18 protein-coding genes are annotated in these 18,951 nt (G+C 67.7%); 13 read left to right on the forward strand and 5 right to left on the reverse strand.

The genetic code is table 11. The features are described 5' to 3' along the window. Window positions 1–8 precede the first annotated feature (8 nt). The gene (locus tag LTT66_RS31045) at window positions 9–950 is read left to right on the forward strand and encodes a sigma-70 family RNA polymerase sigma factor (protein ID WP_233062091.1); all 942 of its coding nucleotides are present in this window, start codon (window positions 9–11) and stop codon (window positions 948–950) included. Between the two features lie 65 nt (window positions 951–1,015). On the opposite strand, the gene LTT66_RS31050 is transcribed toward LTT66_RS31045, so the two are convergent. Beyond that, a complete protein-coding gene (locus LTT66_RS31050) occupies window positions 1,016–1,408 on the reverse strand; it encodes a hypothetical protein (protein ID WP_233062092.1) in 393 nt (130 codons plus the stop codon). Between the two features lie 40 nt (window positions 1,409–1,448). On the opposite strand from LTT66_RS31050, the gene LTT66_RS31055 reads away from it, so the two are divergent. Together LTT66_RS31055 and ligA are read left to right on the forward strand one after the other, a co-directional pair. Beyond that, a complete protein-coding gene (locus tag LTT66_RS31055; protein WP_233062093.1) occupies window positions 1,449–1,598 on the forward strand; it encodes a hypothetical protein in 150 nt (49 codons plus the stop codon). A 224-nt stretch (window positions 1,599–1,822) separates the two neighbouring features. Further along, window positions 1,823–3,814, forward strand: a complete 1,992-nt coding sequence (gene ligA, locus LTT66_RS31060) for an NAD-dependent DNA ligase LigA (protein ID WP_233062094.1) — start codon at window positions 1,823–1,825, stop codon at window positions 3,812–3,814. A gap of 146 nt (window positions 3,815–3,960) precedes the next feature. Here the strand turns inward: ligA and LTT66_RS31065 are convergent, their stop codons facing one another. After that, window positions 3,961–4,497, reverse strand: coding sequence for a TetR/AcrR family transcriptional regulator (locus tag LTT66_RS31065; protein WP_269821981.1), 537 nt, complete (start codon window positions 4,495–4,497; stop codon window positions 3,961–3,963). Window positions 4,498–4,562: 65 nt separating this feature from the next. Between LTT66_RS31065 and LTT66_RS31070 the strand changes: the two genes are divergently transcribed. Beyond that, entirely contained in the window at window positions 4,563–5,372 is an 810-nt protein-coding gene (locus tag LTT66_RS31070) for an Mce/MlaD family protein (RefSeq protein WP_233062095.1), read from the forward strand. An 89-nt stretch (window positions 5,373–5,461) separates the two neighbouring features. Here LTT66_RS31070 and LTT66_RS31075 read toward each other — a convergent pair whose 3' ends face one another. Continuing rightward, window positions 5,462–6,106: a TetR family transcriptional regulator gene (locus tag LTT66_RS31075; protein ID WP_233062096.1), complete on the reverse strand. Its 645-nt coding sequence runs from the start codon at window positions 6,104–6,106 to the stop codon at window positions 5,462–5,464. Between the two features lie 465 nt (window positions 6,107–6,571). Here LTT66_RS31075 and LTT66_RS31080 point away from each other — a divergent pair, with 465 nt between their 5' ends. The 4 genes from LTT66_RS31080 to LTT66_RS31095 all read left to right on the forward strand — a co-directional run bounded on the left by LTT66_RS31080 (window position 6,572) and on the right by LTT66_RS31095 (window position 11,996). Continuing rightward, on the forward strand, window positions 6,572–7,108 hold the full coding sequence (locus LTT66_RS31080) for a hypothetical protein (protein ID WP_233062097.1): 537 nt from the start codon (window positions 6,572–6,574) through the stop codon (window positions 7,106–7,108). A gap of 351 nt (window positions 7,109–7,459) precedes the next feature. Continuing rightward, complete coding sequence (locus tag LTT66_RS31085; protein ID WP_233062098.1) at window positions 7,460–8,797, forward strand: lipase family protein; 1,338 nt, start codon at window positions 7,460–7,462, stop codon at window positions 8,795–8,797. Between the two features lie 177 nt (window positions 8,798–8,974). Then, entirely contained in the window at window positions 8,975–10,570 is a 1,596-nt protein-coding gene (locus LTT66_RS31090; protein ID WP_233062099.1) for a GMC oxidoreductase, read from the forward strand. A gap of 229 nt (window positions 10,571–10,799) precedes the next feature. Next, window positions 10,800–11,996: a GDSL-type esterase/lipase family protein gene (locus LTT66_RS31095; protein WP_233062100.1), complete on the forward strand. Its 1,197-nt coding sequence runs from the start codon at window positions 10,800–10,802 to the stop codon at window positions 11,994–11,996. Here the strand turns inward: LTT66_RS31095 and LTT66_RS31100 are convergent. After that, complete coding sequence (locus LTT66_RS31100) at window positions 11,982–12,548, reverse strand: carboxymuconolactone decarboxylase family protein (protein WP_233062101.1); 567 nt, start codon at window positions 12,546–12,548, stop codon at window positions 11,982–11,984. The genes LTT66_RS31095 and LTT66_RS31100 overlap by 15 nt on opposite strands. Before the next feature lie 89 nt (window positions 12,549–12,637). On the opposite strand from LTT66_RS31100, the gene LTT66_RS31105 reads away from it, so the two are divergent. Further along, window positions 12,638–12,778 (forward strand): hypothetical protein, encoded by a 141-nt coding sequence (locus LTT66_RS31105; protein ID WP_233062102.1) that lies wholly within the window; start codon window positions 12,638–12,640, stop codon window positions 12,776–12,778. A 104-nt stretch (window positions 12,779–12,882) separates the two neighbouring features. Here LTT66_RS31105 and LTT66_RS31110 read toward each other — a convergent pair whose 3' ends face one another. After that, on the reverse strand, window positions 12,883–13,059 hold the full coding sequence (locus LTT66_RS31110) for a hypothetical protein (protein ID WP_233062103.1): 177 nt from the start codon (window positions 13,057–13,059) through the stop codon (window positions 12,883–12,885). Between the two features lie 256 nt (window positions 13,060–13,315). On the opposite strand from LTT66_RS31110, the gene LTT66_RS31115 reads away from it, so the two are divergent. From LTT66_RS31115 to LTT66_RS31130, 4 genes are all read left to right on the forward strand, one after another. Continuing rightward, window positions 13,316–14,560 (forward strand): cytochrome P450, encoded by a 1,245-nt coding sequence (locus LTT66_RS31115; RefSeq protein WP_233062104.1) that lies wholly within the window; start codon window positions 13,316–13,318, stop codon window positions 14,558–14,560. Window positions 14,561–14,644: 84 nt separating this feature from the next. Beyond that, a complete protein-coding gene (locus LTT66_RS31120; protein ID WP_233062105.1) occupies window positions 14,645–15,625 on the forward strand; it encodes an AraC family transcriptional regulator in 981 nt (326 codons plus the stop codon). A 326-nt stretch (window positions 15,626–15,951) separates the two neighbouring features. Beyond that, complete coding sequence (locus tag LTT66_RS31125; RefSeq protein ID WP_233062106.1) at window positions 15,952–17,346, forward strand: hypothetical protein; 1,395 nt, start codon at window positions 15,952–15,954, stop codon at window positions 17,344–17,346. An 18-nt stretch (window positions 17,347–17,364) separates the two neighbouring features. Further along, window positions 17,365–18,948: a hypothetical protein gene (locus LTT66_RS31130; protein WP_233062107.1), complete on the forward strand. Its 1,584-nt coding sequence runs from the start codon at window positions 17,365–17,367 to the stop codon at window positions 18,946–18,948. Window positions 18,949–18,951: the final 3 nt, after the last annotated feature.

Here is an 18,951-nt window from a genome sequence, read left to right on the forward strand (position 1 = left end):
TCGTACTCATGGACACTGCCACCGTGGCGCGTTTCGAGGCCAGCCGGAATCGGCTGGCCTCCCTCGCCTACCGTCTGCTCGGCTCGGCCGCCGATGCCGAGGACACGGTGCAGGACGCGTTCCTGCGATGGCAGGCCGCCGACCCGGAGTACGTCGAGGTGCCCGAGGCATGGCTGACCAAGATCGTCACCAACCTGGCGCTCGACCGGCTCCGTTCGGCGAAGGTGCGGCGCGAACGCGCGGTCGGCGCCTGGATGCCCGAACCGCTGCTCGACGGCGACCCGCTGCTGGGCCCGGCCGACACCGTCGAGCAGCGCGAATCGGTGACCCTGGCGGTGCTGACGCTCATGGAGCGCCTCTCGCCGGTCGAGCGGGCCGTGTACGTCCTGCGCGAGGCGTTCTCCTACAGCCACGCCGAGATAGCCGAGATCCTCGACATCACCGAATCCGCGAGCCAACAGCACGCCCACCGGGCCCGGCGCCGTATCACCGCCGAGCGCAACTCCCGGGATATCGACCGTGCCTCCGCGCGGCGGATCGTCGAGGCGTTCGTCGATGCCGCCTCTTCGGGCCGGACCGAACGGCTGGTTGCGCTGCTGACCGACGACGCGACCGGCATCTCCGACGGCGCCGGGCTGGGGACGGCCGAGAAGCTGATCCGGTACTCGACCCCGGAGCGGATCGCCAGGGCGGTGCGGGCCGGCTTCAAACCGTCCGCGGCCAAGCGGAGACTCGCCGGTGGCTCGCCCTCGGTCCATGCGGGCGTGGTCAACGGCTGCCCGGCGATGCTTCTCACGCTCGACGGCCGGGTCGTGGGCGTCGCGATCTTGGAGATCCGTGACGACAAGATCGCAGGCGTGCGTGGCATCGCCGCCCCGGAGCGACTCGGTCGCCTCACCGAGGAATGGCAGCGGCAGGAGCATGATGTCCCGCTGATCGAATCGTGGTAAGCGGCCGTCCGGCGCTCGATCTCACGTGCGACTGTCGTTCGCTGCTATTCAGCGAGTCAGTGCCGTCAGGGCGCATCCAACACACTCGCCGGAACCCCATAGGGCAGAAACCGCACCCGACGGCGATCATCGGTGTTGTCGCGATGCGCGCGTAAGGCTTCGAGTTCGCTCGGGAAGACCTGGTCGACCCTGGCCTCGCCGACGTCATCGAGGGTGTAGATCGCCCACACCCCGCTGCCGGTCGCACCGGTGGTCTCGCCCTCGGGTTCGGGGGGACGCGGTCGATCCGGTTGGACGAACTGACCGAGCAGCGACGCCAGTGAACTGACGCTCGCGTGATCTACGCGATCCAGGTATACACCGGCTTTCCCGAGCAGGTCGCGGAGTTCGGTTCCCGCCCCGCGCAGTGCGCGTTCGAAATCTTCCGGATCGATGCCGAAAGGCCCGTTGGTTGCCATCGCATGTGCTCCTGGGGACGAGTTGGGCGCTACGTCCTCAGTGTCCTCGCGAAACGCCGACATCGCCACGCCGATCTCGCCCGTCCTGAACGCCGCCACGCTGTCCGCGCGCTCGCACTGGTGGGTAGCCGCTCTCGCGGCGCTCGAGGCGGGGGGTGTGACCGGCGTGATCTGGAAGCCGAAACGCTAGCTGTCAGGACTGGGATTTCCGTGACGATCGAATGATGCGGCGCCCGCGCGCACCACCCGCGTCCAACTCGCCGGTACCGGTGCCCCCGGGTGCAACCGAACAACCGGATGCGCGGTGCTGACCGCCGGAATCTACCGGCGGCCGACTGAGGGTTCATAGTGCCGTCACTGGGTGTGCCGCCGGCGCGCACTGGGTGTCGGTGTGTATCGGTAGCGTCGGGTGCTGTGGAAACCGGGGAACGTATCCAAGAGCTCGCAGGGCGCATTGTGGCGCTGCGTGACGCCTACTATCAGGGCGCGCCGCTGGTCGCGGACGCCGAGTACGACGCGATCGAGGACGAGCTACGTGGCCTGATCGAGGCGCGCCCCGACCTCACGCCCGACCCGAATCCGCTGGAGCAGGTCGGCGCGCCCGCCGTGCTGCACGCCCCGATCCGGCACTCGCGTCCGATGCTGTCACTCGAGAAGGCGACCACGCCCGAGCAGGTCGCGGCGTTCTTCGACCGCTTCCCCGGCCAGCCGGTGGTGGTGATGCCGAAGCTCGACGGCTTGTCGCTGGCCCTGGTCTTCGAGAACGGGCGGCTGGTGCGTGCCGTGACCCGGGGTGATGGCACCACCGGTGACGACGTGACGGTGCTGGTCCGCGCGCTGGTCGATGGCGTCCCCGAGCGGATCGACGTCCCGGGGCGGGTGGAGGTGCGTGGCGAGGCGGTGATGCTGCGTTCGACCTTCCTCGCCTACAACACAGCGCATCCGGACAAGCCGCTGATCAATCCGCGCAATGCCGCGGCGGGCACGCTGCGGGCGAAGGACCCGGCCACAGTCGCCGAGCGCCGCCTGCGGTTCTTCGGTTTCGACTTGGACACCTCCGCCGGCGGCGCTGCGGTCGACCTGGGGGAGGGCCTGCGAGCGCTGGGGGTCGCGGGGGCGCAGATGCGGCTGTGCGCCGACGCCGAGCAGGCGCAGGCGGCGATCGCCGCGATCGAGCAAGGCCGCAACGAGCTGGACTACGACCTCGACGGCGCGGTGCTGCGGCTGGCCGACCGCGATGCCTACGCGGCGGCGGGGACTCGGTCGAACTCCCCACGTGGCGCGCTGGCGTTCAAGTTCGCGGCCGAGGAGAAGACCACGTTGCTGGCCGACGTGGTCTGGGACGTCGGCAAGACGGGCAAGATCGTCCCGGTCGCGTGGCTGGAGCCGGTGTTCGTGGGCGGCACGACGGTCACGAAGGCGACGCTGGCCAACCAAGAGGTGATCCGTGCCCGCGACATCAAGGTCGGTGACACCGTGCTGGTGCGCCGCGCGGGCGACGTGATCCCGTTCGTGGCCGGCGTGCTCGACGCCGCCAAGCGCACGGGCGAGGAGCGCGAGATCGTGCCGCCCACCGCGTGCCCGTCGTGCGAAGAGCCGGTGACCGAGCAGGGCAACAGCCGGGAGCTGTTCTGCACCAACGTCTCCTGCCCCGCACAGACGGTGCGCAGACTGATCCACTGGGCGTCGCGGGCGGCGGCCGACATCGACGCCATCGGGCAGGTGTGGATCGAGCGCCTGGCCGAGGCGGGCATCCTGGAGCGCCCGTCGGACTTCTACACCCTGACGAAGGAGCGCCTGCTCGAGTTCGACCGCATCGGCGAGGTCTCGGCCGCGCGCATGATCGACTCGATCGATGCCAGCCGCCGGGTCGGCCTGCGCCGCGCGCTGATCGGCCTGGCGATCCCGATGGCCTCCGACGGCACCGCCGCTCGCCTGGCCCGAGCGGGATTCGGCTCCCTGGAGGAGGTCGCCGACGCGGGCGAGGAACGGCTCGTGGCGGTGGAGGATATCGGACCGAAGGTCGCCGCCTCCCTGGTCGCGCACCTCGCCCGCCTGCGTCCGGAATTGGAGCGGCTGCGAGCCGCGGGCGTCTGTCTGGACGTGCGCGAGGAAGACCTTCCTCCGGTCGTCGCGGCCGGCGCGCCCCTGGCAGGCAAGACGGTGGTGATCACCGGCGCCCTCAGCGACCCGCGCTCCGGCGAGAAGGTCGCCCGCCCCACATTCCAACGCCTGTGTGAGAAGGCGGGCGCGACGGCAGCGACGTCGGTCTCGGCGAACACCGACCTGCTCATCACCGGTGCGGGAGTCGGTGCGAGCAAGCTGACCAAGGCGGAGAAGCTCGGCGTCGAGGTCATCGATCAGGGCGAGATCTGGAACCTGCTGATCACCGCCAAGATCATCTAGACCTCGGCACGCCCGGCCGGGTCGCACCGGCCGGAGCATGCCGAAATAGCTGTCGCCACGTGTACTCGACCGCGGAACCCACGCGCGGGTCGCGCAGGCCTGGCTCCCGGCGCAAGGCACCGATCATGCGGAGCGCAAAGCGGGAACTACCGCCCGGGCAGCTTGATTGCCGACATGTACATCTCGAGGGTTGGTCTGTAGAGGTCGACGTCATCGAGTTGGGTTCCCAGCGCGACGGAGTCGGTGGTGGCGATGAGCACGCGCGCGAACGTGAGTGGGGGGATCAGCAGGGTGGCGCCGATTCGGTCGAGGCCCTCGACGATGAACCGTCCCAGCGCTTCGACGACCTCTGCTCGTTTGGCCGCTACCCGCTCCCGCGCCTCGGGGTTGCGCAGCAGATACAGAGTGAATTCGTAGCCCAACGCGGCGGGCTCCGCCCCGCGGTCTTCACTGAGTTGGCGCCACCGCTGGGCTACTTGGTCGAGTTCATGCGCTCCCACCTCGGTTGCCGCCGATAGCAGTTCGCTGAACGTATCGAAGTAGCGCTGCCAGTACCGGTCGCTCACCGCCAGGAAAAGTTCTTCCTTCGTGGAGAAGTGCTTGTAGATGGCACCTTTCGTGTAGCCGGCCGCCCGTGCGATGTCGTCGAGACTTGCCAGCGTGAAGCCTTTCTCGGCGAACACCTGCTCCGCGGCGTCGACGAGAAGCGAGCGGGTGTGCTCGAGGCGCCGACCGCACTTCCACCCCCGTGCCGCTGTCGGACGTGCTCGAAAGCCTCAGCGGCACACTCGCCCAAATCGATCCCGCCCGGCTCGCGGCCATTTCCCAGGAACTGGGTGTCAGCCAGGCGGGCCCCGACAAACTGGCGACAATCATCGACGGCGGTACGTTCCTCATCTCGACGCTGGACACGGCACTGCCGCACACGGTTGGCCTGCTCCGCAACAGCAGAGTCGTCTTCGCCGCCTTGCGCGACGGCCAGAACGCACTGCAATCCACCTCGGCAAACCTGGCGGCCACACTCGGCGGCATATCTTCGATGACCGGCGGCTTCGAACAATTCGTCACACAGACTTCGCCGATGCTCACCACCCTCGACACGATCATCGTCGAGAACGCACCGACCATGGTCCAGTTGCTGGGCAACCTCGTCACCGCCTCCCAGGTCTCCTACTCCAGAATCCCCGCCTTCAACGAGTTCTTCTTCCCCCAGCAGCGTGCCGGGTCGGCACTCGATGCCGTGACCTCGGCGTTTCACGACGGCGGTGTCTGGGCCTTGGCGAGCGTCTACCCCCGGTACGCCTGCGACTACAACGTGCCACGACGCCCCGGTTCCGTGCCCGACTACGCCGAGCCCTACCTCCACGTGGACTGCACCGAGCCCGACACCACACTCATGCCTCGCGGCGCCCGCAACGCTCCACGACCACCCGACGACCCGGTGCCACGCCCCCAGCACAACGATCCCTTCCAGACCGCCGACCCCACACCGGTCGGACCACTGTCCATCCCCACTCCCTACGGCGGTCCCCACGCCCCGGTACCGATCCCACGATGACAGATTGCGAGCGTGCTGCTCGCCATCACCGTTTACTCCTGATGGCTTTCACGCCCGCACCTCGCTCGGGGCTTGCAGCGAAAGCGTTTTCATTCGTGGCGCGTCCGCTGCCCGTGCTGCAGTTCATCGGCCACCGGCTGGAAAGGTGCCGCGAGGGTAGGGTTCACGCTCCAGGTGGGCGTATCGTGCTGGGGCATCATGCTTCCGGCTATGCCGGCCGCTGCGCGATTGTCGCTGGTCAGCCGGTGCACAGCTCGTTCGAGGATGGGTAAGATCTCGGTGATCTCGAGGCTTCGGTCGACGAACTGTCCGATCAGTGCGTAGGTCATATTGGACAGGACCAGTGCGACATCCTCGACGTAGGACGAGTCGGCACCCTTGAACAGCGCAGCGGCGATCGGCAGCAATGCGTGAATGCCCTGGGTGTCCAAGCGATGTCCGCCCGCGCCGGTGCGGGCGCGGTGGTATGCCTCGAGCATCCTGGGGTTGCGCTCCCACGGTTCGAATACGTACCGCAGGACTCGCATCAGCCCATCGTGCAATGTCTCATCCGCGGGCGGTCGCTCCATCGCCGAGTAACTGTGTCTCGCCATCCAGCGCTCGACAGCGGTGACGATCAAGTCGTCGCGATCGGTGAAGTGCTTGTAGACGGTGGTCAGCGAGACATGCGCCCGGCGCGCGACCTCCCTGAGCTGGACGGCGTCGTAGCCGTCGGATTCCAGCAGCTCGAGCACAACGCCGATGATGACTTGCCGGGTGGAAGCGGCTCTCGGTCCCGGACCCACCCGCCTACGGTAACGCCGAGGGGAAGCTCGGACCATACCGGTGCCATGCTGTTCGCCCGGCTCGCCGGGATTCCCCGCCACGAAAGCTGTGGGCGACCACGGCGGTCGCCTCGGTCGGCAGTGCAGCGGCTCTGGCCGGAAAAAAAGAGTAACTGTGTTACCGTTCGGTGGTTTCCTGTGATGGACGTCATGTTCATCTTTGTGCGATTCGGATCACGCCGATGTCGCGATGGGTGGAGTTCGTGTGGAGGTTTCGATGCATCGACAACGTCCGATCGGGAGGGCGAGCACGTGCCGATCGGAGCGCGGCCGCGGTGGTCCTGCGATCGTGCGCCGTGGCCGTTCGGGAATGAGGATCGACACCCGCGAGTCGGCAGCCGCCTGGGGTGACCTCACCGGGCAGAGGGGGAGTCGATGAGGTATCGCCTCTACGTGGTTGCCAGCAGTATTCCCGATGCCGTCGAGCACGCCGGTGGCTGGCTGTTCGATCGAGCTGTCGCGGGCTGGGATGTGACGGTGCTCGTTGCGGAGATGTCGGATACCCGGCCGCTGCGCATCTTGGGCGCGGAGGTGGCGGAATTCGGGTCGGCGCTCGCCGCATGGGGCGATGGGCGTCGACCGGACGCATTGGCTGTTGCCGCGAACGTTTGCGAACGCGATCACCGGGCGCGCAGTGGCCTGCTCGAGGCGCTGAACGACGGCGGTGTCGAAGTGGTCGTGTGGGGTGAGGGTTGGCCGTCTCCGTCCGGGTATCGGATCGATCCGGTGCTGCACCGGTTGAGTGTCGCCGCGCAGGCGTTCAAGGCGCAGGCGCTGATTGCCGCGGCGACCCCGGGAGTCTCGGTCGGCGCGATCGAGATCTTCCGTGGCGGGCTCTGGCCGTATCCCCTGGCCGTTGCCGATCTCAGCCCGCTCGGCAGGCCGCGCCCATCTTGCGTACCGCCCCGGTAGCGTCGGCCGCCGCGCGGGTTCCACACGCCTCATCCGTTCGGCCTGCGGCGGATCACCTGTGCCCGTGTCGCGACGCGGTGCGCATCGCCGCGGCTGAACCCGTCGAAGTCGCTGCCGCGCCGACCGCGCAGAAGGCTGCGAGGAGGATTGCTCTGGCCTTGCCCGGTAAGCGCCGACCTTTTTGGACGGGCTTGTCCAGTCACCAGAAGTTGCCATCGCGCGATTCCAACTTCTCGGTAACCGTGTTACCGTTCCGTAGGTCGCAAGCTGTGACGTACTTCATGTCTTGCGGCTATAGCGACGCAGGACACTTCGGCGACGGTGCCGGGTGGAGTTCATGGAGAGTTATCGATGCAGCGACAGCAGGGTCGGTCTTTGTCGGGGTGGCGGCGGTGGGCCGTTGCGGTGGCGGTGGTTTCGGTCGTGGCGTGTGCTACCGCGGTAGCGGTGGTGGGGGTGGATTCCGGGGAGGCGGCTGCGGCACCGGTGAGTGATTTCTATCTTCCGCCGGCGCGGATTCCGGTGGAGCCGGGTGCGATCGTGAAGACGGCGCCGATGGCGTTGTTCGCGACGGTGCCGACGGATAGGGGGTGGCCGGGTAAGGCGCAGCATGTCATGTACACCAGTCGGTTGCAGGACGGGTCGCCGGTGGCGGTGTCGGGTACGTTCATCGACGCGACCGGGCCGTGGCGGGGGCCGGGTCCGCGTCCGACGGTGGTGATCGCTCCGGGCACGTCGGGTCAGGGTGATCGGTGTGCGATGTCGGTGGCGTTCTCCACCGGGATGACGGTGTTCACCGATCCCTCGCCGAGTTTGTCGGCGAATCAGGAATTGCCGGCCTCGGCGGTGTGGAGTGGGTTGGGTGCGCGGGTGCTGGTGACCGATTACATCGGGTTGGGCACGCCGGGTATGCATACTTACGCCAACCGGATCGAGGCCGCGCACGCGGTGCTGGACGGGGTGCGCGCGGCGCATAATCTGTCCGGTGCGGGTGCCGGGACTCCGGTGGTGTTGTGGGGTTATTCCCAAGGTGGCGGTGCGACCGCCGCGGCGGCGGAGATGGCGCCGGAGTATGCGCCGGAGTTGAATCTCAAAGGCGCGTGGGCGGGTGGGCCGGTCGCGGATCTGGCCGCGATCCTCGAACGTATCGATGGGGCGTTGATCGGTGGTGCGATCGGGTTCGCGATCAACGGATTGCTCGCGCGTTATCCCGAGCTGCACAAGGCCGTCGACCGGGTGACCAGTCCCGCCGGGCGGGCCATGCTGGAAACCCTCAGCGACGAATGCATCGGTGACGTCATCACCCGCCATCCCTTCGTGAAGACCGGTTCGCTGACCAATGACGGCCGCTCGCTCACCGAGCATCTCGCCGCGATCCCCGAAGCCGCTCCCGCTCTGGCCGAATTGCGGGTGGGGAGCCTGCTTCCGGCGACGCCGGTGCTGATCACCAGTGGTTTGAACGACGACACCGTTCCCTATGGTCAGGCTCGCCGGTTGGCCGAGGACTGGTGCGCGAAAGGCGCCACGGTCACCTTCCGCACCAACGACCTGCCACCGATCTTTCCCGGCGCTACCATCCCCAACCATTTCGGGCCCGAGATGATCGACGGGTTCGGCCCCGACAACGCGATCACCTACCTGCTCGACCGCCTCGCCGACAAACCCGTCACCGGCTGCACATTCGACTGAAACCCCTGCGCCCGATCGAATCGGCGCTGACCAAGGTCTCCGGCCACCGAGCCATCCCTTCACGGCTCGCGGCGGAGATGTCGTGCCACGCGCACACCACCTGATCCGGCGGTCGAAGCCCGACTGGTACGGCGTTCAGGACTTTTCGACATGCCGAATATCCCCGAAGGATTTGTGATGACTGCAGTTTCGCGCCGGTCGCTGTTGACCGGTGTCGCCGCGACCGGTGCCGTGGCCTTGGCCGCCCGCACGTTCGGCGCGCCCGCCCCCGCCGCCGCGCAGGTGAACAACGTTCCACTGATCCGTGAAGAGCACCGGGTAGTCGTGGTCGGTTCGGGTTTCGGTGGTGGTGTCAGCGCTCTGCGTTTGGCGCAGGCCGGCGTGCCGGTGACCGTGCTCGAACGGGGACTGCGCTGGACGACAGGACCGAACGCCGAAACCTTCCCCCGCGCTTCCTCGCCCGATAAGCGCCTGCTGTGGTGTCGGTCCAGCCCCAATCTGTTCGGCCGTCCGATGGTGTTCGACCGTTACACCGGCCTGGTCGAAGCGGTTCCAGGGGTGAACATGACCGCCCTGTGCGCGGCGGGTGTCGGCGGCGGTTCCCTCGTCTACCAGGGAATGTCGCTGCAACCCACCCAGGAGGTGTTCGACACCCACTTCCCGCAGGCACTCGACTGGGCATTGATGAACCGGGTGCACTACCCGCGCGTGGCCCGGATGCTCGGTTTGGCCGAAGCGCCGGACGAATTGATCGCGAGCGAGAACTATCGAGCGGCAAGGGTGTTCGCCGACCGCGTCCGACGGGCCGGAATGCCATTGTCGAAGATCCCCATGCCCATCGACTGGGATTTCGCGCTCGCCGAGCTGCGCGGGGAGATGAAGGCTTCCTACACCAACGGCGATGGCGCCATGGGTGTCAACAACGGTGGTAAACATTCCGTCGACGTCACCTACATCGCCGCCGCCGAAGCCACCGGCCTGGTACGGGTGGAAACCCTGCACGAGGTCACCGACGTCGAACGGGCATCCGACGGCCGGTGGATCGTGCATGTACAACGGCTGGACACCACCGGTGCGGTGGTCGAGAACAAGGTCCTCACCACCGGCGCGCTGATCCTGGCCGCGGGTAGCCTCAACACCACCCGGTTGCTCGTGCGGGCCGGAGCGAAGGGACTGATCCGCGATCTGCCGGACGGATTGGGACAGGGCTGGGGCACCAACGCCGACCGCATCTATGTCTGGACCGATCCATCGGCCGAATTCGGTGCGCCACAAGGCGGCCCGGTGGTCTACGGCAGCAAGAACTGGGCCGATCCGCACGCCGCTCACACCGTGATCCAGGCGTCTATCCCGCCACTGTCGCTGGACGCCCGCAGCACCATGATGGTCGGATACGGTGTCAGCGACGGACGCGGCATGTTCCATTACGACGCGGCGCGCGACGACGCGATCCTGCACTGGCCCGCCGATGGTGACAGCTACATTCAGGACAACCACATCGGCCCGGCCGTGCACAGGATCGCCGGTCCCGATGGCATGCTGCTGGATACCAACGCCTTGTTCCCCTCCACCTGGCATCCCCTCGGCGGAGCGAGTATGGGCGCGGTCTGCGACCTCGACGGCCGCGTCCACGAACAACCCGGACTCTACGTCCTCGACGGAGCACTCATGCCGGGCAATACCGCCGCATGCAACCCATCGATGACCATCGCCGCGGTCGCCGAACGCGCACTCGACAACATTGTCACCCACGACATCAGCTCCCTGATCTGACTCGCGCAATTCCGTCGACCGAGAGGTGATGATTGTGAAGCCTTCTGCAATGGCTCCCGAGAGTTCTGTCTATGGAGTTTCCCGCAAGCGAATTCGGCGGCGTGCTCGTGGTCGCGGGGCAGCGTTGGCCGCCGCCCTCGTGCTCGCGGCCGGCTCTGCCGCGGTCGTGGGCCCGGGGGATACCGCGGTGGCTCGGGCGCAGCCTTCCGGGTGCGGCGGGGAACATTTCGTGGCGTCGTGGACGGCGAGCCCCACCGATTCGGTGACTCCCGTCGATGCGGCCGGAGGGCCGATTCCGCTCTCGGTCGACGACCAGACTTTTCGGATGGTCATCACTCCGCATCTGGGTGGATCACGACTGCGCGTGCATCTGACCAACCGGTTCGGGCTGACGCCGGTCACCTTCGCACGGGTGAGCATCGCCAACCAGTCATCGGGCGCGGCGGTGGGCGATCCGGCGCCGGTGCTGTTCGGCGGGCAAGCAACCGTCACCCTGCCCGCAGGAGCCGATGCGGTCAGCGATCCGGTGCCGTTCACTGTGGCAGCATTCGCCCCGTTGGCGGTCAGTATTCACGTTCCCGATCCGGCGGGACCGCCGACCAAACACTGGAATGCCAACGCCACCTCGTTCTACTCTCCTGCCGGTAGCGGTGATCTCACCGGGCAGCCGGGCGCCGACGGATTCTCCGCCACGACCGGTTCCTGGTTGTATGTCACCGCTCTGGACGTGCTCGCATCCGCCGACACCCGTGCGGTGGTGGCGTTCGGGGACTCCATCACCGATGGTTTCGTGGGCGCCAACGCTTTGAGCGTGCCGGTCGATCGCGGGGTCGCCGACACCAACGGACGTTATCCCGACGTTCTGCAGCGGCGTCTGGACACCGCGGGCATTCCGATCTCGGTGGTCAACGCCGGAATCGGCAGCAATCGCCTGCTCGCCAGTGGCGAGCCGCTGCTTCTCGGTCCGAGCGGGCTGTCGCGCTTCGAACGCGACGCACTCGGACAAGCCGGTGTCGGTGGAGTTCTGGTGCAGGAGGGTATCAACGACCTCGGACTTCCGCCGCCCGCCGATGCCGCGTCGATGATTGCGGGATACGAGAAACTCATCACCACAGCGCACCGGCACGGCAAGAAAATCTGGCTGGGTACACTGCTTCCCGCCTCCGACGCCCTCGTCGACGGCGAACGCCTGGCGCCCCGCAGCGAGACCGCCCGGCAGCAGATCAACGCCTGGATACGCAATCAGAACCTCGCGGACGGCGTCGTCGACTTCGATGCCGCCCTGCGCGATCCTGCCAACCCGTCCGTGCTCCGAGAGGTCTATTCGAGCCCGGATCGCCTGCACCCCAGCCTCGCGGGCTATCGGGCGATGGCCGAGACGATCGACCTCGCCCTGCTCGGCGCCTCCCGATCACCCGCCTGCTGACGATCCCCGCGGCGCCGGCGGGGCCGCGACGCGCGCGTCTCGAGGGGCGAATTCGAGTGCGGCGGGCAGCGATTCGGCACCCGGGTCGGGCTGCAGATCGGCGCTGTTGAAGACCATGGCCAGGCACAGATAGGAGCCGGTGACGAACATGAGCTCCATGAGCTGCCGGGTATCGAGGTGCGCGCCCAGTTCGGTCCAGGTGTCGCCGTCGATGCGGTGCCGGTCCATCAACTGGTCGGCGGCGGTCAGTAGCAGCCGCTCCAGTTGCGTCCAGAGTTCGGCGCTCGGGTCTTGCCGGACCGCGGCGATCTGCGCGGGGGACAGGCCAGCTCGCAGACCGATACGCACGTGCTGTTCCCATTCGTAGCGCGAGCCGCTGCGCCAAGCCACGCGCAGGATGACCAGTTCACGGCACCGTGGGTCCAGGGTCGCGCGCTCCAGGAGCAGGCTGTTGTAGGTGAGCCACGCGGCGGCGAGCTCGGGATGGTGTCCGGGCGCCAGCAGACCCGGGTGCGCGGCTACATCGACATCGGAATCCGCGAGGGCGCGCATCCGGCTGTCGGCGGCACGGATCTGCCGACCCCCTGCACCCGGCGCAGCACCGAGTCAGTCTGGCGGGCGCGGCTTTCAAGGAACGGGCAATGCTCGCGATCGATCCCGACGCCGGCTCAGCCCCGACCACAGAGACATTTCGAACCGTCAAGCGGCCACGTCACGAAGAGCTGCACCGCATCCTGGGTCTCACCTCCCTCACGACATCCGCGCTGACCAGCGGCAAGTGAAAGGGCCGTTTCGGTAGCGTATTCGCCGGAACGGTCGCCACTCTGGCACAACGGCGCTACCTGTCCATCTCGCAGGGCGTACTGCCGCACCGCCCTCAGGTGATTCAGTCGGCCGCCGTCAGCAGCGGCGCGAGTTGGCGCAGCGAGCCGAGGTACTCCTCGCCCAACGTCCGCAGCGCGACGTGGTCGGCGCCCTCATATCCACCCTCTGCCCGCCGACCTCGCGTGCCCGCTGTGGGTCGTCGGCGAGCGCGAGTTCGCTGCTCCGCGACCAGCGGCACGCCGACGGTCTCAGCCCGAGCACGCGCCTTACAAAAAATGTCCGCAAACTTACAAGAAAACGGTAGAGACCTTTGCGTATCGGAACCTATTGTGCGAGAGACGATTTCGGCAGTCGCCACACAACGGGACGTCGACCTGTCCGGGCTTGGGTAAGCCTACGCGCCATCGGTGGACTCACGTTCGTGAGCAACCGCTGGCCCGCCGGTTCACGGCCCGGCGGTCGGCGGCAACCTCGACAACCCCATAGGACCAGTGATGATTTCCGACACCGAAACCCTTCCGATGGCGTCGCCCAGCGACCTCGGCGGTCCGCGAGTGCGTCTCTACTCCGAAGAATTCGCGGCCGATCCGCACAGGTTCTACGAGCAGATGCGCCGCCGTTTCGGCTCGCTGGCCCCAGTAGACCTGGCGCCGGGTGTCCCGGCCACCCTGGTGATCGGATATCAGGCTGCGGTGCGAATCCTCCACGACCCGGAGCGCTTCCCCGCCGATCCGCGCGTCTGGGAACGCGACATTCCCGCCGACTGTCCGATCCGGCCCATGATGGAGTGGCGGCCCAACCCCATTCGCAGCGCGGGCGAAGACCATACGCGGTACCGGTCCGCGGCAGCGGGCGCGCTCGGCAAGGTCGATCCGCACCGGCTGCGCACAACCATCGAGCAGATCGCGATCCCGCAGATCAACTCGTTTTGCGAGGACGGGCACTGCGATGTGGTAAGCCAGTACGCGCTGCCCGTCATCTTCGGCACACTCAATGCGCTGCTCGGCAGCCCTTCCCTGATAAGCCAACGCGCGGCGATCGGGCTGGCGGCGATCTTCGACACCGTCGATGCCGAGCGCGGCAATCAGATGCTGGCCGAGGCGTTGGTGGAACTGACTCGGTTCAAACGCATCTATCCGGGCGCGGATGTCACCAGCTGGCTGATCGAGCATCCGGTAGGGCTGAACGACGACGAGGTACTGCACCAGCTGGTGCTGCTGTACGCCGCCGGAATCGAACCGCCGCTGAATCTGATCGTGAACACCATGCTGCTGCTCTTGACCGACGAGCGGTTCGCGGGCCAGGTGCTCGACGGGAGCACGCCGACGCGGGATGCGCTGGACGAGGTGTTGTACAACGATCCGCCGATGTCGAACTACTGCATCAGTTATCCGCGGCAGCCGGTTTTCGTCGACAGTTCGTGGTTGCCGGCTCATCAGCCGGTCCTGATCAGCATGGCCGCTTGCAACAACGACCTGGCCATCCGGACGGGCGATGTCACCGACAACCGGTCGCATCTGGCGTTCGGTACGGGCCCGCACGCCTGCCCCGCCCGCTCGGTCGCTGAGGTGATCGTGCAGGACGCGATCGACCAGTTGCTGGATGCCCTCCCCGAGATGAAGTTGGCAGTACCGGCGTCCCGGTTGCAGTGGCGACCGGGGCCGTTCCACCGGGCGTTGTCCTCGCTCCCGGTCGTTTTCCCCAAGAGCCCGCCGATCGGTCCGGGCGGCAATCCGTAGATCAGGCGATCGCACCCCGATGACCTTCTTGTAGGTTTGTGGTCGGTTTCGTAGCTTGCGGCGGTGTGCGAAAGGGGTTTCCGCATGACCGATCCGGAATACCGGCAGGTCCCTTTCGACATGCGCCGAGACGAGTCGCAGGCCGACCGGACCGCACGCTGGCACGACTGGCTCCATACCTGGCAGGGGACGGTCGGGCTCGCCTTCCACGACGACGACTTCAGCTCATCGGCGCTCGGCCAGAGCGTCGGTGAATTCCAGATCGTCGGATTCGAGTCCGGCGCCCTCGACTACCAGCGCTCGCGACGAGATGTGCGCGGTGACGGCGACTACGGCTACCGGCTCATCATTCCGCTGGAAGGGAGTTTCAAACTCGCACAGGATGATTGCAAGGAAATATTCCGCCCTGGCAAAATCTGCCTTTTTCACTGGGGCAGCCCTGTGTACATGACACACGACGAGACAATTCGTGCGTTGATCATGACCGTCCCCGAAAAATCGATCCGCCTCGTCCGCCCCGGTGACGCCCCGCTCGCGCTGGATGAGACGCGCCCCGTGGTGCGCGCGCTGGATAGAGTGGTCCGTCAACTCGCCGACAGTCGAGAACAGTGGACCACAGCAGATTTCACTTACACATTTTCCAGTGCGCTGACGCTGCTCGAGGGGGGACTCACCCCGAACCGGGCCGTCGCGCTGAGAGGAACCGAGAAGGATATCGAACGCGCGAAGGACGCTCAGCGCGCACGTATCCTCATAGAACAGAAGGCGAGCGACCCCACGGTGACGCCGGAAGTCATCGCCGAAATGTGCGGAATGTCCCTGAAGACGCTGCACACCGTGCTGAAGGCGACCGAAGGCCGCACACCGGGCGCGATGCTGCGCAAGGTCCGCCTCGACCTCGCACGTCAGCGACTGTCCACTCCACTGCCCATCGACATGGACAGGATCGCCTCCGAGGTCGGCTTCACCACGACACGTAGGTTCCGGGAGGCATTCCAACGGCAGTTCGGGCAAACCCCGGCCCAGCTGCGCGAAGATCTGTTCGGTATAGGCACCAAGGGATAGCCCGTACTCTTGGTGAGGGGTGCCGTCGCGGCCGAGTCTTCGCGCCCGACCGAGGTTGAGACCCGAGCCTGGGGAATGGCGGCCGAACAGTCGGGATCGACTGTGGGGAGGATCACCGACCCGGCGGGCTTACCATGGCTGGTAAATACCGGCATTGCGCCGGGACGCGAAGTGCGAAATCTTCAGCCTGGGACATTCCGAATCCTGACGACGGACCGATTCAGGCGATTTGGGGGAACTGCTCGTGAACTGCTCGCGGTCGAGGTCGCGCGTACGCGCCTCCGGGGCTTCGGCCCGTCTGTCGTTCCCGGAGCACGGAGAGTGCCGTGACGCAGGCGGGGGATGAGGATCTCGCCGGGTTGGCTGATCGGATCGCGGACGGGCTGCGTGAAGTGGCGCCGCCCGGGTCGCAGCGGCTGGAGGCGTGGTTCGCGATGACCGTGGTCGCAGAATCGGCGGTGCTGGTGGCCGACGACGGTATCCGGTCGGTCCGGTGCCCGGTACCGGACGCGGTGTGGGATGCGGTGCGCAGGCATCGGCAGGTGTCGGCACGGGCCGACGGCGGGCCGTGGTGGCGGTTGCTGGTGCGCATCGATGCAGAAGATGTCGAGGCCACCGCCGATCACGGTGCGGTGCCGTTCCCCGGCGAGCAATTGTTCGCACCCGAGGCCTATCTCGCCGATTTGGAACGCTATCCGCGGGATCGGCTGCCGGTGTGGCTGGCGGCCTACCTCGGGCGTGGCGAACGTCGGACGCGGCCGCCGCGCGCCGCCGCCGACGCGATGCGTGCGGACCGGCGTGCGGGTTTGCGGGCGGTGGCCGTGGACAACGAACTGCCGGAGCTGGCCGTGTTGTGGGCCCGGTGGGCGGTGCTGGCGGCGGCCTTCGTGGCGGTCGGGTCGGGGCAGGGGCCGCGGATCGGCCCGTCGGTGGGCCTCTTCGAAGGCGCGGGACGCAGCGGTTCGACCCTGACGCTCCTGCCCGGGGACCGGGCCGTGCTGTCGGGTGGTGTGTGGGACGCGTCGATACTGGACGCCGCGTACAACACGGGCGCGGCGATGCCGGAATTGTTTGCGGGAGCGCCGGATTGGGTGGCCGACCCGGTGCTGAATCCGCGGGCGGCGACTGGTTTGCTGTCGTTTTGTTACTGGTGGGAGGCCGGTCAGTGGTACCGGGGTGAGTCCGCGCCGATACCGGAGTGCGCGCCGGCGCTGCCCGCAGTGTGGACGGTCGGCACCGTGGCGGCCGTTGTCGGCAATCTGCTGGACGACCGATTGGGTGGTAGGTCGGACGTGGTCGAGTTGCTGGTGTCGGCCGCACAGGCCGGTGCGGTGACTCGCGAGGCGCTCGTGCAGGTCTTCGGTGACGGCATCGACGTCGACATCGATGGTGCGATGTTCCAGTTCGTGCTGGCGGATCTGGACGCGAACCACGCGGAGGGGATCGGCGATGCGGACGCGCTCGACCTCGTCCGGGATCACATCCGACGACAGGGGTATGACACCACGGGATACCCGCTGTCGACGTTGCGGGCCGATCGCATCAGCGTGGGCTGGGTGGTGCGTTCGCCGGTGCCGGACGGTGGAATTGCCTTGGACCGTGCGGTTTTCTATGTCGCCGACGATGGCGTTGTGGAGCGCTCGACCACGTCTGTGCCATTGTCGGTGTTCGTCACCGGTTTCGAGCGACGGTTCCGGCTGCGCGGCGACGACCGAGCCTGACCGGAGGGGGATCGCGGCGTGAACGGTGAAGTTCGGTTGGATCCCGACCGCCTGCGGGATCGAGGAGCGCGGCTGGCCGAACTCGGGGATCGCGTGGGGCAAACTCATGCGGGGTTGCGCGATTCCCTGGCGCATGCCGAAGGCAGCTGGGGCGACGACGATCTGGGTGTCGCGTTCGCCAGGGAGTTCAAGCCGCATGCCGACCAGTTGCTGGCCAATCTGCGGGCGATGCAGGAGAGCCTGCACAGCGTGGCCGCCGGAATGGTGGATGCGGCAGGCCAATTCGAAGTGCAGGACAGGTTCGGCGCCACCCGGGTCGGCACTACTGCCGACGGCCTGACGCCGATCGGCGAGCCGGCGGCGCCCTGGCCGGACGGCAGCGTCGGCACGTCCCCGCTCGCGGACGCACAGCCCGTGACGTCCGATCCCGTGACGACCTTTCCCGCAGCGGCAGACCCGGCGTATCCCCCGAATCCGGCGTACTCGGCGAACCGCGCTGACTCCACCGAACGATCCGTTCCCGGGGGGTCGCAGACACCGGACGCGTCCCCGGGGCGCTCACCCTCCACGCCGGAGGGCGGTCCGCAGCGGGATTCTTCGGATCGGGCAGCGGGCCGAGATGGGGCCCGGGGAGTAGACGGACCGGGCAGCGGTCACCCCGGCAAGCCTGCCGGAGAATCCGGTCGCCGGCCTGCGGCGGTGTTCCCCCCGGCTGCCACCCGGGATGCACCCCGTGCCCCAGCCGGGCAGCAGGCAGCGGTCGGCCCACCGGGCGGTGTCGGACGGCGAGACACCCCGTGGTCCGGGCAGCCGCCCCGAACGGCCGGACCACCCGCCGGTGCCCAGCCGAGACCGTCGAGTCCTCGGTTCGATTCTCCGCCGCGGAAGCAGAAGCCCGCCGACAAATTGCCGCCCGGGCGCGATCGGCGCCGTTCCGGCGCGCGCCCGGTCGCCCATCCCATGGTCGGCTGGCTGGCGCGGACGCTGGCCGAGCACCACGGCGTGCGGGTGACCGGATTCGATACCCCCGGCTTGCAGGTGGCGGTCATACGAGCATTCGTTGCCGCTGTGGACCGGGTGCTCACCGACTACCCGATGATCTCCCTCGACGTCGTCGCGGTGAGGGAGCTCGATCCCGAATCGGCGCCGGTGTGGTGGAGTGTCGAACCACGCGATACACGGGGCACGGGCGCCGGGCGGTCGATCACCCTCGACCAGCGGACCGCGCAGGAGTCGAGCCCAGCGACCGGAACGGCGGAGTCCGACGCCGAGTCGGCCGAGCCGGGCACCTACCTGGCCACGCTCGGCGAGTTCGGCCGGGCACTCGACTTTGCCGGTGGCGGTCTCGCACGCAGACGGGCACAGCGCGTCCTGATCGCGGAGTACCTGCGCCTGGAGGGGGGACCGAACAGCACACTCGCCGAGGTGGTGAGCGGTTACCGGCGCTGGCGGGCCGAGTTGACCGGGGACGTAGGCGGTTTCGACGTGAGCCGGGCTCTCGGTGCCGCGTTCGCCGATGTCGTGCTGCGCGGCGACGAGGCGAGCTTCCAGGCGCGAGCCCTGCACGCGGCGCTGGTCGACGCGACGTCGCAGCGGGGGTAGGCG

Source organism: Nocardia gipuzkoensis (assembly GCF_021183645.1).
In the GTDB taxonomy this organism is placed as follows: domain Bacteria; phylum Actinomycetota; class Actinomycetes; order Mycobacteriales; family Mycobacteriaceae; genus Nocardia; species Nocardia abscessus.